Annotated in this window: 8 protein-coding genes; 1 reads left to right on the forward strand and 7 read right to left on the reverse strand. The window is 42.1% G+C overall.

Annotated elements, in window-relative coordinates; genetic code table 11:
• Positions 1-87: 87 nt before the first annotated feature.
• From mgtA to HMPREF0106_RS15855, 5 genes are all read right to left on the reverse strand, one after another.
• Positions 88-2,739: a magnesium-translocating P-type ATPase gene (gene mgtA, locus HMPREF0106_RS15875; RefSeq protein ID WP_009039600.1), complete on the reverse strand. Its 2,652-nt coding sequence runs from the start codon at positions 2,737-2,739 to the stop codon at positions 88-90.
• 121 nt (positions 2,740-2,860) lie between these two features.
• On the reverse strand, positions 2,861-4,228 hold the full coding sequence (locus tag HMPREF0106_RS15870; protein WP_009039601.1) for a sensor histidine kinase: 1,368 nt from the start codon (positions 4,226-4,228) through the stop codon (positions 2,861-2,863).
• Positions 4,225-4,911: a response regulator transcription factor gene (locus tag HMPREF0106_RS15865; protein WP_008640327.1), complete on the reverse strand. Its 687-nt coding sequence runs from the start codon at positions 4,909-4,911 to the stop codon at positions 4,225-4,227. Before HMPREF0106_RS15865 ends, HMPREF0106_RS15870 begins: the two co-directional genes overlap by 4 nt.
• 145 nt (positions 4,912-5,056) lie before the next feature.
• Entirely contained in the window at positions 5,057-7,906 is a 2,850-nt protein-coding gene (locus HMPREF0106_RS15860) for a glycoside hydrolase family 2 TIM barrel-domain containing protein (protein ID WP_009039602.1), read from the reverse strand.
• A gap of 36 nt (positions 7,907-7,942) precedes the next feature.
• A complete protein-coding gene (locus tag HMPREF0106_RS15855; protein ID WP_009039603.1) occupies positions 7,943-11,197 on the reverse strand; it encodes a glycoside hydrolase family 2 TIM barrel-domain containing protein in 3,255 nt (1,084 codons plus the stop codon).
• Positions 11,198-11,453: 256 nt separating this feature from the next.
• On the opposite strand from HMPREF0106_RS15855, the gene HMPREF0106_RS15850 reads away from it, so the two are divergent.
• Positions 11,454-12,953 (forward strand): sensor histidine kinase, encoded by a 1,500-nt coding sequence (locus HMPREF0106_RS15850; RefSeq protein ID WP_004314671.1) that lies wholly within the window; start codon positions 11,454-11,456, stop codon positions 12,951-12,953.
• On the opposite strand, the gene HMPREF0106_RS15845 is transcribed toward HMPREF0106_RS15850, so the two are convergent.
• Together HMPREF0106_RS15845 and HMPREF0106_RS15840 are read right to left on the reverse strand one after the other, a co-directional pair.
• Positions 12,950-13,795 (reverse strand): AraC family transcriptional regulator, encoded by an 846-nt coding sequence (locus HMPREF0106_RS15845; protein ID WP_004314666.1) that lies wholly within the window; start codon positions 13,793-13,795, stop codon positions 12,950-12,952. The two genes, HMPREF0106_RS15850 and HMPREF0106_RS15845, sit on opposite strands and share 4 nt — an antisense overlap.
• Before the next feature lie 199 nt (positions 13,796-13,994).
• A complete protein-coding gene (locus tag HMPREF0106_RS15840) occupies positions 13,995-18,206 on the reverse strand; it encodes a malectin domain-containing carbohydrate-binding protein (RefSeq protein WP_009039605.1) in 4,212 nt (1,403 codons plus the stop codon).
• Positions 18,207-18,427 lie beyond the last annotated feature (221 nt).

Below are 18,427 nucleotides of genomic sequence, written 5' to 3' on the forward strand. Positions count from 1 at the left end.
TCTTTTTTGTAGGTTAGAATATTCTATATAAGAAAATATTAGATATTTATCGCTTAATGATTTCTGAATAAAATATGATACTGTGGATTATAACCAGCGCACAAACTTCTTAATATACCAATTCTTCACGATCTGCGTCAAAATGCAATAAGAGAGCAAAATCCCAACCAGCCAGGGGAAATAGCTCAAAGGAAGAGCTGTCAATCCGATGGAACGCCCGAAAGCGGTGAAAGGAATAAGAATACCTATTGCCATGATTAAGAAGGTCAGTCCCATCACAGGCCATGTGGCACGGCTTTGTATGAACGGTATCTTGCGGGTACGTATCATGTGGACAATCAATGTCTGTGATAACAAACCTTCCACAAACCATCCGGTTTGAAACAGTGTCTGGTGTTCGGGGCTGTTGCAGCTAAATACGTACCACATGACCAGATACGTGATAATATCAAAGATAGAACTGATGGGACCTACATAAATCATAAAACGACTTAGATCGGACGCATCCCATTTACGGGGTTTCTTCAGGAACTCCGGGTCCATACGGTCAAAAGGAATGGTGGTCTGCGATATGTCATACAACAGGTTCTGGATCAATAGATGTATCGGCATCATGGGCAGAAACGGCAGGAATGCACTGGCAAACACCACACTGAACATATTCCCAAAATTGGAACTGGCAGTCATCTTTATGTACTTATTGATATTGCCGAATGTCTTTCTTCCTTCGAGCACTCCGTCTTCCAATACCATCAAATCTTTTTCCAACAAGATAATATCTGCGCTTTCTTTGGCTATATCCACAGCAGAATCGACTGATATACCAATGTCCGACTGACGCAATGCACCTGCATCATTAATTCCATCTCCCAAGAACCCTACCGTATTGCCTTGCTCCTGCAACAGAGAGATGATTTGCGTCTTTTGTAATGGAGTCAGTTTTGAAAATAAAGTGGTATCCTTTACCGCTTCTTTCAATGCTGTTTCGTCCATATTTTCTATTTCTATCCCGGTAAGAAAATGACTGGTATCAATTCCTACCTGTCGGGCAATCGCTTTCACTACGACATCATTATCTCCCGATAGAATTTTCACTGCTACTCCATGCGCATATAATTGTTCGATGGCTTCGGCAGCAGAAGGTTTCGGAGGATCAAGAAAAGCAAGATACCCGATCAGTACCATTTCTTTTTCATCTTCGATGGCAAAATTACAATCTTTCTCGATAAAACTTTTTTGGGAGACTGCCAATACCCTCATCCCCTGCTGATTCATATCTTCACTAATCATCTTTGCTTTGATTTTCAATGCATCAGTCAAGGGATGAATCTGCCCGTTGAACTCGGCATAGGAACAGACATCGAGAACCTCTTCTACCGCTCCTTTGGTGATGATTTGCCGCTTTCCCTGCCTGTCTTCTATTACAACAGACATTCTTCTGCGCGTAAAGTCGAAAGGTATTTCGTCCACTTTGGTATAGTCATCCTTCAGATGTTCCAGGCTCAAATCTCTTACATGGGAAAGAATCGCTTTATCCATCAGGTTCCTTAAACCGGTTTGGAAATAACTGTTGAAGTAAGCATGACGAAGAATACGTTTACTGTTGTCGTCACTGCCATCTGCATTGATATATTTTTCCAACACGATTTTATCGCAGGTCAATGTACCGGTTTTATCAGTACAGAGTATGTCCATCGCTCCAAAATTCTGAATGGCATTGAGATTCTTTACGATTGTTTTCTTTTTGGACATGGCTATCGCTCCTTTGGAAAGGTTGGCAGTCACAATCATCGGTAACATTTCCGGAGTAAGGCCAACCGCAACGGATATAGCGAATATGAAAGCTTCAAACCAATCCCCTTTCGTAAAGCCATTCACGAAAAACACAAATGGAACCATAACCAGCATGAAGCGAATCAATAAAAAACTAACCTTGCTAATGCCTTTGTCAAAAGCTGTAGTGGCACGATGTCCGACCAGGCTTTTTGCAATAGTACCCAGATAGGTTTTGTTCCCCGTTTCAAAAACGATTCCTTTTGCCGCACCACTTATCACATTGGAACCCATATAGCAAATATTGTCCAATTCAATGACACTTCCTTTTCGGAACTGCTGTCCCCGTACCTCCGGAAACTTTTCTATCGGTTCGGACTCTCCTGTCAATGAAGCCTGACTGATGAACAGGTCTTTCGAATCGATGATCCGAATATCAGCGGGAACCATGTCCCCGGCTGCCAAATACACGATATCCCCCGGGACGAGTTCCGTAATCTCGATCTCTTCTTCATGCTCTCCCGCACGTTTGGCGAGACATGTGTTTTTTACCATTTTCATTAAAGAATCCGTAGCCTCACTTGCTCGCCATTCCTGCCAAAAACGCAGGATAGCACTGAACAGCACCATGGATGAGATGATAATGACTCCCGTCCATTCCTGCTCTCCGGGATCGGCCATCAATACATCCAAAAATAAGGATATTATGGCGAGTCCGGTCAGAACGCCAATGAAAGGATTGATAAACGTTTTGATAAACAGGATAAACGGATTCTTTTTCTGTTCATGTACCACTTCGTTTCTTCCATAAACGGATTGTCGCTCTTGCACTTCTCCCAACGTTAATCCAAGCTTTGTTGTCTGTAAGTATGAATAGATTGACTTACCGGGTTGTGTGGCAACCAAAAATACTTTCTCTGAATTGAATATGTACTGTGATGAACGCAGTTTTTTCTTCCATACCATACTCTCTAATTTTTTTTAAGTTACTAACTGCATTTGTTAATTCGATGCAAAAGTAAGGAAGACTTCACCGGGAAGCTGTTAGAGAATGATTAGAGTGGTATTAGAAAGCTATTAGAATTTCTTAAATATGCGGAAGTTTCACCACAAAAGTAGTGCCCTCATCCTTATGGGAAGATACGGTCAGTTCGCCTTTGTGAAGGTGGATAATCTTCTGTGTCAAGGCCATGCCTATACCATTTCCAGGAGCAATATGTTTGTTCTCTCCACGATAAAACAGTTTAAACAGGTTTTCTTTATCCGTATCAGACATACCTACACCGTTATCAGACAAACGAATGATTGCCCATTGCTCCCAATAGGCGATCAGGACTGATGAAGCCCGGTTGGAAGAGTACTTGCAGTTATTTTCTATCAGATTCACAAAAGCGGTGGTCAGTAAATAGCTGTTTCCGATTATTGTCAGCACATTATCTTCTTCGGCTTCCTGCTCAAATACTAATTCGATGTGATAATCCGGATGAGCTTTTAGTACCAGCTCTCTGGCGTCCAGCAACAGTTCGTCCAGACGGACTTCTTCCATAGTTATCTGTTCCGACTGATAGTCAGCTTTTGCCAGATTCAATAATCCGTCGATCAGATTAACAATCCGACGCGAATCTTGCAGTGCATTGCCGATAGCCATCTGATATTGTTCGGAGCTCCGTTCTTTCAATAAAGCTAAATCCAATTCGGCTGTAAGAGCTGCCATGGGGGTACGCAATTCATGAGATACATTACTGACGAACATCTTTTGTGAATTGAAAGACTTTTCCAGGCGTTCCAACAATGCATTGAATGTCGTACTCAATTCTCCCAGTTCATCCTGTTCATTTTTTACGGGTAATCTTTTATCAATATGCGATGCTGTGATTTTCTCCGCTTCTTTCACTATATTACGTATCGGTTTTAAAGTGCTTCGAGAAAGGATATACCCCACAACCACTAATACGCTCAATCCACCGATAAATAGGAGAATAAGCATATTTCTTAGCGCATCTCGGTTGGCGTATCCGTAACCGTCGTAGGCTGCGGCGGTAACCACATAGTCTTTGCCCTCAAACGGATACACCAGTCCTATAGCCTGATATTCGTCCACATAGAAATTGATATTCTTTCGCTTCAGGATACGTTTTATCATCTCCGGCGTTTCTTTAACAATATCGTTTTGCAGAGCATCGTGATATAATATTTTAAAATCTGTTGTATAGACAGCAACCTCTACTTCATTAATAAACTTCTGATTATTCAGGTAAATAGACTGCATGGTTTTGGCATCTACTTGATCCTTAAGGAATAAATGTGCTTTGGTTATAGCTTCACTTTGAAGATTACGAAAGAAAGCATTGCTACGCGAATGTTCACTTACATAGTAGACAGCCATCACAAAAACAAAGAATACCGCAGCTGTAAGCCCTGCATATTGTAGAGTCAACGTTGTCCTGATCTTCATAATTTATCAGTCAGTATGAAACCCATTCCAGCTTTGGTATGAATAAGTTTCGGTTCAAAATCCCGGTCTATCTTTTTGCGAAGATAGTTGATATATACATCTATGAAATTCGTTCCTGTATCAAAATGGGTGTTCCATACTTTCTCCGCTATTTCAACCCTGCTTAATACTCTTTCGGCATTTTCTACCATATATAACAGTAAGTTGTATTCTTTAGGAGAAAGTTTAATGGATATGCTGTTTCGTTCTACGTCTTTACGTTGAAGGTCAATACGCAAATCTGCATAGACAAGTTCCTGCGGTAATTCCTGAGCATTACCCGCCACACGTTTCAATAGCACTTTGATTCTGGCATTTAACTCTCTGAAATCAAAAGGTTTCACCATGTAATCGTCTGCACCGGCATCGAAGCCGTCCAGTTTATCATTCGTCGATCCTAATGCCGTCAACATCAATATAGGAATATTGGGATTGGTTTTGCGAATTTCTTTCGCCAGTTCAAATCCGTCCATCTTAGGCAGAACAATGTCGGATATAACCAGATCGAATGTATGCGTCTGAAAAAGCCGTAAGCCCATCAGTCCGTCATAAGCCACCATTGTCTGATAGCCATTTTCTTCCAGTCCGTTCATCAGCAAACTTGCAACCCGGGGTTCATCTTCTATAATTAGTATTGTGTACATAGGAAAGAATTCATTAATCTGAATGTATAAAACGAAACAAAAATAATGATTATTCCCCACTTATAGCCTTTTTCCTTGAAAAATCGGTGAGAAGGCCAAATAAAAAAGGTACCCAACGCAATGTGGATACCTTTATATGATTCATTTACATAAACCGGAAAATGACTCGTCCGGTTTGTGGACCATTTACCCATTTCGGTTGTGAAGAGGGACCACACAAATCGGTGGAGTTTACTTTATTACGTACCGGAGGAATCACGTTCAGGACAGAGATTCCGCTTTCGGGAAGAGTATAAAGTAAACGGTCGCGGCCATCACGAGGCTGATATACTCCGATATACGCGTCGGGAGCTTCGTTTGTCAGACTGATAGTGCCTTCTTTCGTTTGGATATTCATCCAGGAAACATCACCAAAGTATCCTTTGAATTCGGGATATGTGAAGGTCTCACCCGGAATAGGATCGTTATAGTCGTTTTCCCAAACATCGTATTGTGTTCCGTGAATACGGTTTTGCCATACACGGTAAGGTCCGGCACCCAGCCAGCGTTTGCTGATTACCTGATCTTCAGGATAGTCGAAACGAATACCCATCAAGTCTACGACACCGGAGAAATTGTAGGTATAATCCAAAGCCAGTTCTCCACTCGGGTTAATTGTCCATTGGGCTTTATCCAGATTGCCTAGTTTATAATTGGCGGTAACAACCAGATTACCTCCGTCTTCTTTCACATCCAGTTTCGTAAATACGGCAGCATCAGGGAATTCGCTGTATGTGCGGTCTTTTTCTTTTGCTTTCTCATCATCATGGTTATAGAACTGATCCAATGAGCGGTCTGCACGACGGGCTCCAATGAAACGGGGGCCATTGGCGAAACTAATCTTACGGTTATCTACAGATACCCCTTTCAGTTGTCCGTCTTTCTTTGAGAAGATGAATGTACGCTTATTCGCTTTCACAGTAAGCTCATTTTCTGTCTCTGTATAAATAGGACGACTGGACAAGGGAGAAAGCTGTTCTGTCTGCTGATTCAGTTTGTTGACCGGGAAAGTCCAGCGCCAAAGTTCATGGCCGTATGGATCGATTGCTGTCAGGAAGAGGGCGTCTGCATTGGGGAGGATATTTGTTTTTATATCCAAAATGCCTGCCGAGTGAGCAACCACGTCACTGCCTTGCACTTCACCTTCTTTCAACACTTGAATAGTAGCATTGGACGCATCTGTTGCCAGCGGGAATTTTACTTGCTTCCAAAGGAAACGGCAAGTATTCAGATTCAGATAATCGTAACGGTTTTCTACGGAGAATTTGCCATCAAATTGCTTGTCGATAGAAGTATTCATGATTTGTACCGGACTCCATAACTGCTTGATAGTGTAGTAGCTACCCTCCTTTTCGTGATGTGGCCCTACAATACCGTCTGCTCCAAAGTTTCCCTGGTTATCAATGAATCCGTCCATATCTACACGCTTCACACCTTCGTCTGCCAATACCCAAAGGAAGCCACCGATACAACGGGGATGCTTGCGCATCATTTCCCAATAATCGTATAATCCGGCACCATGGCCGCCATCGTACAAACCATGCAAGAATTCCGTAGGCATAAAGATTTCCGGTAAGCGCATGTAGTTCTGGCTTTCTCCGTAAGAACGGTAATGCATAGTTTCAAAACCGGAGAAATTACCTTGCGGGTGAATAACCGGACGTTTCTGGGGATCGTATTTATGAAACTCTCCATCCAGTTCGGTATTCCATCCTTTTTCATTACCATTACTCCACCAAATAATAGACGGATGATTCACGTCACATTCTATCATGCCTTCAATCAGACGTACTCCGGTGGGGGTATCATACTTGCCATGCCAGCCTCCCAATTCATCCATCACATAAAGTCCGAGAGAATCACAGGCTTCCAAAAATTCCGGGTCAGCCGGATAGTGGCTCAAACGGACAGAATTCATATTCATGCCTTTCATCAAAAGAACATCTTCGATATTCTTCTCTTTACTCAACGTACGGCCACTTTCAGGACGGAAACTATGGCGATTGACACCACGTACATTGATACGTACTCCGTTTATATAAAGTCCGTCGCTTTCGCGTACTTCAATTGTGCGGAAACCAAAATTTTCTGTTTCACTATGCAAAACCTTACCGGTCTTATCCAATAGAGAGAATTGCGCTTTATAAAGATTCGGAGTTTCCGCTGTCCATAATGCGGGGTTAGATACATTCAGTTGCAGGGAAGTCCAGTCGCCTCCTGCTTTTACGGGTACGGTGGTTTCCGTTATCTTTTTCCCTTTTTTATCTAAAATCTGTGTACGGATGCTCATTCCGTCATTAGAGATATTTGTGTAACAGTTGGCTCGGAAAGTTCCATCCATCTTTGCGTCAATGGCAATGTGCCGCAGGTTTACGGCTGGTTTCACCTCCAGGAATACCGGACGGAAGATACCGCCGAAATTCCAATAATCAGCACGACGTTCGGCAAGGTTCACACTGGCATTTTCACTCTCTTTGGCAACAGTGACTTCCAATAAATTCTTTTTGCCATATTTCAGGAAATCCGTGACGTTGTATGAAAAACGATAGAAGGCTCCCTGATGTTTGGAACCCACTTTGCGTCCGTTCACTTTTACTTCCGTATCTGTCATTGAAGCTTCGAATACAAGATTGACCTGTTTACCGCGAAACTTTTCCGGAACTTCAAACTCGTACTTATACATACCTTTTTCATCGGCAACGCCTTCAGGAAATGGCTTTCCATAGAAAGTGATCCCATACTGATAAGTGCCGAAGCCTTGCAATTCCCAACAGGAAGGTACGCCGATTTTCGTCCATTTGCCGGAATTGCGTCCGTTGGTACAAAAGAAGTCCCATTCAACCATATCGTCGCATCCGTGACCGGAGAGATATTGCCTTTCCGTTTGTGGAAGGTTTTGAGCAGCCAGGGTAGTTGCCAACGCTAAGGTCGATAATAAAGTGGTTACTTTTTTCATTGTTACTTTTATTATTGTGTTAGTTATTTATTGCTATTATTGTTTACTACTGATACGGAGATGCAACGTATGTTCTTTTTTCTCTATGGCATATTTCTTCAATACACCCGGTCCGCAACTACTGTTTCCTAATCCAAGTACGGCAGCATCCATACTAAGAATAACTTCTGCACGTGGTTTTAAATCGCAATCGTGAGTTTCTTCATAGATGTCTTGTACGGTGTAATGCAGGGCAGATGCAGAAAATGCGTTTTCTACCGCGTCAACACGAATGCCTTTATTCTGTTTGTCGGTCAAGGTAAGATAATGCACTTCCTCTTTGTTTCCACTGTCCTGCGGACGTGGATAATGTACGTATTGGTCTGCAACGCTTCCTTTCCAAAGCCCTATCATAGCAGATGTTTTGCGGTCAGGATAGTTATCCTGTGGTCCTCTGCCATACCAGGTAAATGTATCATAAGCAGGCGCCAGACAGAATGCGATTCCTAAACGGGGAATTTCAGGAAGAACTCCTTGTGGCAAGAAAGTTGTTTTCAGATCAATCGTTCCATCTGAAAAGACCGTATAGACAGAAGTCGTCACCACTTTTCCTTCTTTATATAAATTACTTGTTTGAATCCGGACAATGACCGCCCCGTCTGCACGTTTTTCATGGTGGAAAGATTCCAGATTTATCTGCGGATGATCCATTCCATGCAATTTCCAGTCTTTAGCCAACCAGTTTCCGAAGCTCTTGTCATTATCTGTCGGAGCACGGAAAACTTGAGTGACAGGCTGAACCGGAAAATCATCGGAGTGAGCCAGCATTTCTTTGCCCTTATATATAAGGGAAGTCATACTTCCGTTCACTTTCTTTTCCCACTGAACAGAAAAACTGCGCCCGCTAATCAATAAAGAATTATCGTCCTCTTTCACCTGAAGCGCTCCTTTATTAATCAGATCGGCAGAAGCTAAATCTCCTTTCTGTAAGCAGAATTGTTCCCAGGCCACTTCATGTCCTGCCTTTGCCCAAAGAGCATCCGATTTCAAAACAATGCTTACTTTCAGCTGGTAATCGGAAAGAGTTTTCAATGATCGGAAAGCCGGCAAACCGATTGTGCTACTTTCCCCTGGAGCTATTTCCGGCAATGTTATTTCTCCCCGTTCTTTCTCCTTACCATCCACTGATAATGTCCATAGACAACGATAAAGTGATAAATCAATATGATGATTCCGGTTGGTTACTCTCAACTCTCCATTCTCAACTTTCAACTCAACTGGTGCATATACCTTTTTTACCTCCCAATATTTAGGCGTAGTTTCACGGTCGCTCATCAGCAATCCATTAAAGCAGAAAGCTTTTAAATTCGGCTTATCGCCAAAGTCACCGCCGTAAGCCACCATGGTACGGCCATCGGGTAATGTCTTGTAGATTCCCTGATCTACCCAATCCCATATAAAACCACCTAGCATACGGGGATTGCTATATATCTCATCCCAATATTCCTTGAAATTTCCTAATGCATTCCCCATGGAATGTGCATATTCACTCGTCATCACCGGACGGTCGTCATTGGTACGTTCCGCAATTTCCAGCAACCGTTCCCAACGTGCATTTTCAGCGCGTTCCTTGTCTTCTCCCTCTGCAATGCCGGGATTTAAGTATTCCTGTTTCACCCGGGTATAAAAGCGGCTGATAACATCGACCGTCTTCGGGTCAGGATTTCCGTCCACTCCCTGCGCCCCCTCATAGTGTACAGGACGAGTGGGATCGAAATCATGCAGCCATGCCGAAATAGCAGCGAAGTTCGGTCCGTAACCGCTTTCGTTTCCCATGCTCCACATTACAATACATGGATAATTCTTATCACGTTCCGCCATACGGACCGCACGGTCCATAAATGCTGCATGCCAGTCGGGGGTACTTGCGAGTGTTCCACGCAATCCGTGTTCTTCTATATCCGCTTCGTCCATCACGTACAATCCCAAGCTGTCGCATAGCTCGTACCAACGGCTTACATTCGGGTAATGACTGGTGCGCACAGCATTTATATTTGCCTGCTTCATTAAAAGAATATCCTGAAGCATTCGTTCTTCGCTCATGACACGTGCCGTCCGTGGATCATGTTCGTGGCGGTTCACTCCACGAAAACGAACCGGATTACCGTTCACTAACAGTTGTCCTTTTTTGATTTCTACAGAGCGGAAACCTACGGCCTGTTCTATCTGTTCTACGACTTTTCCTTCTCCATTTTGGAGAGTTAAGTGTAATTTATAAAGATAGGGTGTTTCTGCCGTCCATCTTTCCGGCGATTTTATAATGGCTGACAAACGTCCCATCTTACGCGGGCCACGCTGCGGATACCATTCATTCATCCGGCTTGCTTTATGCTCCAAATCAAGCATATCTTCCACATCACCTTTCAATGTGGCAACTTCTTTGCCTGAAGCATCCTTTAATACTCCCTGTAAGACATACCCTTTTCCGGTCATCCCTCGATATACACTGAATTGCGGATCAATCTGCAAAATAAAGTCTTCATAATCACCAGCAGACGCAGGAAGAGTGCGTACCGCATAATCACGGACATGAATATCCGGCGTATGTATCAGATGAATACTACGATGAATACCACCAAAACGCCAGAAATCCTGATCTTCCAGATAAGAACCGTCACTATATCGGTAGACTTCCAGTGAAATTTGATTTTCTCCGGATTTCAGATACTTCGTGACATTAAATTCACTCGGTTCCATACTGCCTTGGCTATACCCTACCCGTTTGCCATTGATCCAAACATAAAAGGCGCTCATTACGCCCTCAAACCGTAGAAAAGTCTGTCCATTCGCTTCCCATCCGGCCGGCAAGACAAAGGTACGACGATATTGCCCTACCGGGTTTCGTTCTTTATACGTGGTATAGTCAGTTTTCGGTTCTCCCATCACCCGTGGAGGATCTATTTTAAACGGATAGCCTGCTGAAACATAGATAGGCGTGCCATATCCGTTCACTTCCCAATTGGCGGGAACAGGAAAATCCGTCCAATCTTTATCATTAAAATTTGTCTGATAGAAATTCATGACTCTTTCATTGGGAACGGGAGTCCAACGGAATTTCCAGGTTCCGTCTAAAGAGATTGAACCGTCTCCTTTCTGTACAGAGAAAGGGGTAAAAGCGGCTCTTGCCGGTTCACGATTGATCTGGAGAACATGATGATTCTCCCAATCATGCATTGTTTGTGCCTGTGTAGGACTTACAAACAATATACCAAATAGCAAAGTATATATTTTCATTCGTTCTTTTTTCTTCATATCAAGTAGACGGACGAAAGGGCATTTTGTACCCCTTTCTTTTATTGGAAAAGATGAAAGTTTCATTCTATTAATATTTGAATATCGAATATTAAAATAAGAATATTGTATTAACATTAAATATCTTGCAATTTAAAATAACCGTATAAGTCGCTCAAAAAGAGCTGTAAATATGTTATAATCTTCACAGAAATGGTTTTCTTTGTTATAAGATATGTCTCATATATCTTATATTCAGTACAAAACAATAAAAGAAATGGAAGATTACAAACAGACACTCTATAACGATGAATTATTAAACATTTTACCCGACGGAGTGATTATATTTGATACAAATGGAGAAGTTATACAACTCAATCAGCAGGCTTTTGCAGAACTGCATGTTCATCCGTCGGTCAATGATATGCTTCCCTTTCCTACCAATCGTTTATTTAAACTGCTAAATAAAAAGGAAGATATACTTTCGACTATTCTGGAAAAGATTCGTCAGGGAGAAAATACGTATTCATTACCTGAACATACCTTCATGCAAGAACAGGTTGATTACACACAATTTCCCATAAGAGGAGAATTTGCAACGATCAGGGATAGAACTAATTTAAACAAGATCTTATTCTTTTTCCGCAATATTACAGTAGAGCTTACACAGGAATATATTCTGAATACTGCTTTGCAAAGAACCAGAATCTATCCATGGTATTATGATATAAGTCGGAGTGAATTTACTCTTGACGATCGTTATTTTGAACATTTAGGTATTCCGGCAGGAGAAAATAATACTTTGACAATGGAGGAATATGTGAATATGATTCATCCGGACGATCGGCAACCTATGGCTGATGCCTTTGTTGTACAACTTAGTGGTAATACAACTTTTGACAAAACAGTTCCATTCCGTTTGCGCCGGGGGGATGGTACTTGGGAATGGTTTGAAGGGCAGTCAACTTATATTGCAAACATATCCGGCCATCCCTATCGGTTAGTGGGAATCTGCTTGAGTATTCAGGAATATAAAGACATAGAAAACACCTTAATCGAGGCACGTAAAAAAGCAGAAGAAAGCGATCGTCTTAAAATGGCGTTTTTAGCCAATATGAGTCATGAAATCCGTACGCCGCTGAATGCAATCGTCGGCTTTTCTGATGTTATAGGTTCCACTTATGATGAGTTAAGTGAAGAGGAACGTGCCGATTTCGTGCGACTAATCAGCATCAATAGCGAACATTTAGTACGATTGATTGACGACATACTTGATTTGTCCAAGATTGAATCAAATACGATTAAATTTACTTTCTCCAACTGTTCCCTTAACTCTTTAATGATGGACATAGAGAAAGAACAGGCAATGAAACCTATTTCCGAAATTGAAATAAAGTCATTATTACCGGATGAAGATGTTTATATCAACACAGATATTACACGCCTGAAACAAGTAATATGCAATTTCATTAATAATGCCCGGAAATTCACCCAAAAAGGATATATTCATTTTGGGTATACGCTTGATAACAGAAATGCGGATTCAGTACAAATATTTGTAGAAGATACCGGTTCGGGAATTCCGCAAGAATGTTTGAATGAAATCTTTGATCGTTTTTACAAAGTAGATACTTTTAAACAGGGAACCGGTTTAGGACTTTCTATCTGTAAAACGATTGTAGAACACCTGCAAGGAGATATCTCCGTTAAATCAGAGATTGGGAAAGGTAGTTGTTTTACCGTTACATTACCATTTGATAGAAAAACAGAAGATTAGCGTCCTCTATATTCTTGAGGGGTAATACCAGTATGCTGCTTAAAAAACTTATTAAAGAAGGAGATATTATTAAACCCTAAAGATAGAGCTATATTTTTTACAGGTTCATCGGTCGACTTTAAACGGGATTTAGCTTCCATCAAAATGACAGAAGCAATCACCTCTAATGGAGTATTTCCTGCCGCCTTTTTAATTGTAGAACAGAAATGGGGCAGGCTAAGTCCTAACTCATCAGCATAGAAAGATGTTCCGTGATGGATTGTATAATGTTTCATGACTAATTTTAAAAACTCCTGATAAATCTCATACTTTCTTGATTGAGAAGACAAATACCAATTATTCTGTAACTTATATATTTCTGTAGCCCCTTGGATAAACATGGTAAGAACAGCTTTTACTATCTCCTTATTTTCGCGCGTCCTAAGTGAAGCGTATGAAAGAATAGATGACTCATAAAACATTTTATAACTACAGGCCTGAAGTGGAGATAAAGCAACTATCGGATTCTCCATAATTACCGGAAGAAGGTGCTGGGTAGCTTTCATCAAATTTATACTTTCTATAAAATGAGATGAAAAGCCTGCATAATAAATCTGGATATCGGATGAGAATGTGTGCACCTCTAATATGCAATTAGGCGGCAAAGTTATTAAATCATTTTCACTAATATGATGGGTATTGGTATTGATCGTCACCTCCATAGTGCCTTTTATACAAAGAATAAATAAGCCGGATTCAATCTTACATGGAAAATTCTTATAGCTCTTCAGTAAATCTTTTGCGAATCCCTCTCCTACAATATAATCAACCGGCAAATCATACTTTGGTATATTACTTTCCATTATTGCTCTTTTTGTTTGTCCTCAAAGATAGAGATTATTTAATTCCTATCTTTTAAATAATTAAAATCGGAACATTGAATCATAAAAAAATAACATCTATATTCTATTTCTAAGAAAATGATCCGAATATAAAGAAACGGGATGCGGAAAGTTTACCTTATCCGTATCCCGTTTTATTGAAATCAATTGATAGAAAGATTTATTGAATATCCAATGCGTCAAAAGCAATTCCGTCCATATTTTCTGCCGAAAGTAATACTTTGTAATGTCCGGCATTGATAAAGGTTCCGGTGGTGGTGCTCATCATCTTCCATTTATCCGGTGTTTCCGGGAAGTTCAATACGTCCTCTTTCAATACTACTCCTTTTGAATCAATGAATTTCATTAAGACAGGTATTGGCTTTCCGGTAGTATTCATATATTTAAAGCGAAGGGCGTACACTTGCGCCAACCCAGTAGAAACATTCCATTCAATACTGTTACCTTTTCCTTTACCAAAAAACACTCCCATCTGTTTGCGATGTTCTTTCTTTTGGAATTTGCCTTTCAGCACTGCCGTTTCCGCTTCGTATGATATACTGACACGAGCATTTTTGTCTTCCGGAAGTAACTCTTTCGGAGTCTTTTCCATTACTTCTTTATCCGCCTTTTCCCAACTCCAGCCGGACGCAGGGAATACCGTCGGTTTCAGTTCCCGATCTGTGCTGGCAATAGCAATGCCTGAAATCAAGGCTTGTCCTGCTTTCACTTCCGGGAAATGAATTTTCAACATTCCCCCCTTCACTGTGGCATATACTACTTTCTTACAAACTCCGTCATGACCGCTTTCAGCCCAAATATCCAAGTCGTCTAATACAACAGAATCATTCACGGCAACATCAAATATGCGCAGCCCTTCACAGTCGGTAGAAGCGCTTCCGCCCGTACCATGCCAAGGCTCTGTGAAATACAGTTCAATACGATATGTTCCGTCTGCCACAGGGAAACGATATTCCAACTGATGACGTCCGAAGCGGAAATGTTGGAATAACGTCCAGTCGCGGGTGCCACGAATCGGATCATTGGTGGTACGTTGACTGGCAAGATAAGGATTCAGGTCCTTGAAATTCTCCGCCCATGAACGGGAATAATTCGTATTGTCCTGCAACCATAACTGTCCGAAACTATCTGTATAATCATCCCCTCCACAGTTGAGACGATACAGATAATTATATCCTGCCTCTCCTTTCAATATCTTTTTATCATCCTGATAAAGAAGTTCGAAGTTAGGGGCTTGTTCCAGGCCATTTAATAGGATCAAGTCTTCTGCCACCGGCTTACCTTTATAATATCCTACTGCACGAAGCACGTTATAACGAATATCCCGGTTTTCCCACATAAAATGAGTGCCTGTTCCGTTGTTCTTTTTACGTCCGAGGAAGGTTGCCTTTTCATTTGTCAGATCGTTGTATAGCAATACAGAATCACAATTGCTGTAAGCCTCGATAGTGGCACGGCGACGTCCTTTTTCAAAGCGGTTGGCCCATGTATGTGATACCAGGTAAACCATCGGGTCTTTTGCAGCCGGAACATAGTTGGCGCGATACATATAATATACGTCCAACGGTTCTTCCCACGGAGTAACCAATCCTTTATAATTGAACGGACCTACTTTATCTATCTTGCGATACGCTTCATCCGGTTGGCGGCGTCCGGGATTGTCATGACTGCTGTATATCCATTGGAATTGTCCGCAAACACTATCTTTAGCCTGTTCTGCCAAACGGATTTTAGTTTCCATCAGCTGACACATACGGTCTTCACTCCACACTCCGTTCACCTGGAAATCTCCCGGCTCCGTATGTAGGTCGATGCTTCTCCACGCTCCATATTCTCCGTTCAACAATTGGTTTGCTTGAGAGAGCTCACGACCGTATTTCGTCACATCTCCTCCATACGTACCACTCCAATTTTGAATCACATTCCAGTCTGTACCCTCACCGCCATTACAGGTTGTTATGACACGCATTGTCTTTGCAGTCGGATCCATCTCCCGAATAATATCACTGCACTCCTGTGCAAACTCACGAGGCAAAGTGCTTTCATTCTGCAATCCCCACATCACCACTGACGGAGAATTACGACGTTCTTTCACCCATTGACGAAGCAACTTTTTAAAGTTCTCACGAAACTCCGGAGTGTCATACCACACGTGGGCGGAAAATTGTGTCCAAAACAAGATTCCCTCTTCATCCCAGTATTTTTGATAATCGAGATGATGGGGCTGATGAGCATCCCGGAACGCATTGAAACCGGCTGCACGTATCTGTTTTACCCTTGTGGCAACCTGTTCATTACTGAACGCATGGCTTTGTCCGAACTGATGCTCATACTCACATACTCCATTGATAAACACCGGCTTTCCATTCAGGTAAAAACGTCCGTCTCCATCGTTTCGTTTTACCGGCCAGTTAATGGTACGAATACCGAAGGGTGTCGAAATTTCATCCGTTGTCTTCGTATCGCGCTTAATCATGCTAGCCAATTTATAGAGATATGGATTTTCTGTATTCCACAAGACAGGATTCTCAACAGGAGCCTGCTGGCGAATCACTTTCATTTCTCCCGGAGCTAAAGTTACTTTTTCAACCAAACGGAAAACTTGTTTTCCATCGGCATTGCTTAGTTTATTGACTAACTCTACCGTTTCTGTTGTTTTACTATAATTCTTAACCTCTGTTTCTACAAATACGTTAGCAGCCTTTTCGTCATTCCAAATATGTACACCGAAAGGTTCTATGCGAATCTCATCCGTTACTTCCAATACCACAGGACGGAAGATACCTAACGGTTGGGAACCCTCACTGAATCCCCATTCCGATGAACATCCTCCACATACCCAAGGCATATCGGCAATCATTTCAGGATGCTCGGCTTTCACTTCCAGGCGATTTACTCCCTGTTTCAATTTATCTGTGACATCCAAAGTCAACGTGGTGCGCCCTATGGGATGACGACCGAAGTCCTTTCCGTTCACTGTAATGGTGGCGTATGTACCTACTCCGTCAAAACGAAGGAAATATTTTTTAAGTTGAGAGTTGAGAGTTGAGAATTGAGAGTTGTTGAGGATGAAGTCTTTTTTGTAAAGAACGGTTCCGTGAAGATTGCCGTGAGTCAATTGACGATACCCATAATAATCATCCCAGTTATGAGGTATATTCACAGTCTTTTCACTCTCAACTCTCAACTTTCCATTCTCAACTCTCCAAGTTTTCCAGCCTTCATTTAATTCAATAATTTGCCGGCGATTCTTACTCTCCGGAGCCGGGAAACGGACAGCCGAACGTCCCATCGGTTTACTGGTAGCAATGGCAATGCCACGTTGCTCTGCTTTGTTTACCGCACAATAGAAATGATAAACCACTCCGTCATGTTTCACCACATAGCTCTTATGAGCAAACAGTTCATCGTAGTTCTTGGAGGGAATAATCAGGTCGGCCCCTTTCCAGTCGGTCCAGTTCACCAAATCATAGCTGGCGGCAAATGTATTGAATGCTTTATATTTACGCGAAGGTTCAAAAGCAGAGAAATAGAACATCACATACACATCTCCCATCTTTTGGATATGCGCATCTCCTGTAATGGTTCCATCTGCTTCGTGCGCAAAAACAGGATTTCCGGAGTAGCGTTTCCATGTCTTCATATCTTTGGAAAGCGCAATGCCGACACGTTCGCCTTTTAAATCCGTTTCCGGATGACGGCCGCCCGCGTTGTAATACATCACAAACGGAGCTCCCAATGTTTTATCTTTATCCCAATAAACGGTACTCTTATATTGAGTTAGTTTTTCCCACCATTGGGCATCTTTATCATGGATGCTCAAAATCGGTTTGTCCAGAGATTCCCATTCATGTGCCGTAGAAATATCTCCTTTCGTCCATGCCAGTCCGACATAAAGCGGAGCTTTTACAGCTTCGTAGCCTGTTCCTTCACCACCGATATAAGTCATCCAATGGCGACCTTTATAAGTCTGAAGCTCATAGCTTCCACCCCATTCCATATCCGGCAATGCAGGAAATCCGCCACGCTGATTGCAGTCCCATTTTCCATCCCGATAAGAAAGAACCCGTCCCAAAGTGCGCCATTCGAGCAAATTATCACTTTCTGCTATCCACGTTTCGTAACCACGACCATCGGTTCCACCTTTGCCGTTGTAAACCACATAAGTCATCAGCCACTTGTCTCCCTGGCGAAAAACGGTAGGACAATCAATCTTATGATAATTGTCTGCCGGGGCAACTGCGAGCCCGTACTTGTATGGTGTCTTTACTTCCTCGTAAATTTGCTCCATTCGTTCTTGCGGAACTTCCCGTTGCGCATATAGAGAGAAAGTGGTGGCTATACTAAAAACTGCCAGCAATAACTTCTTCATGATACTTTTTCTAATCGTTTAATACTTAAATAGTGCATAACCACTAAATGATAATTTTGCGGAGTGCCCTGAAAGGGCTTAATTATATAGCGTAGGGCAACGCCCTACGTAAAAACGACAATCTGAATTTGCGCCCTGAAAGGGCATAATTGTATACGGTTCCGCCCTTTCAGGGCTTGTGGCTGGTGTGTTTTTTCGTAGGGCGTTGCCCTACGCTATAT

Source organism: Bacteroides sp. D22 (assembly GCF_000163675.1).
Taxonomy (GTDB): Bacteria; Bacteroidota; Bacteroidia; order Bacteroidales; family Bacteroidaceae; genus Bacteroides; species Bacteroides xylanisolvens.

Coding starts and splice junctions, on each gene's coding strand:
- mgtA (WP_009039600.1), bottom strand. CDS start 2,739: ATGGTATGGAAGAAAAAACTGCGTTCATCACAGTACATATTCAATTCA.
- HMPREF0106_RS15870 (WP_009039601.1), bottom strand. CDS start 4,228: ATGAAGATCAGGACAACGTTGACTCTACAATATGCAGGGCTTACAGCT.
- HMPREF0106_RS15865 (WP_008640327.1), bottom strand. CDS start 4,911: ATGTACACAATACTAATTATAGAAGATGAACCCCGGGTTGCAAGTTTG.
- HMPREF0106_RS15860 (WP_009039602.1), bottom strand. CDS start 7,906: ATGAAAAAAGTAACCACTTTATTATCGACCTTAGCGTTGGCAACTACC.
- HMPREF0106_RS15855 (WP_009039603.1), bottom strand. CDS start 11,197: ATGAAGAAAAAAGAACGAATGAAAATATATACTTTGCTATTTGGTATA.
- HMPREF0106_RS15850 (WP_004314671.1), top strand. CDS start 11,454: ATGGAAGATTACAAACAGACACTCTATAACGATGAATTATTAAACATT.
- HMPREF0106_RS15845 (WP_004314666.1), bottom strand. CDS start 13,795: ATGGAAAGTAATATACCAAAGTATGATTTGCCGGTTGATTATATTGTA.
- HMPREF0106_RS15840 (WP_009039605.1), bottom strand. CDS start 18,206: ATGAAGAAGTTATTGCTGGCAGTTTTTAGTATAGCCACCACTTTCTCT.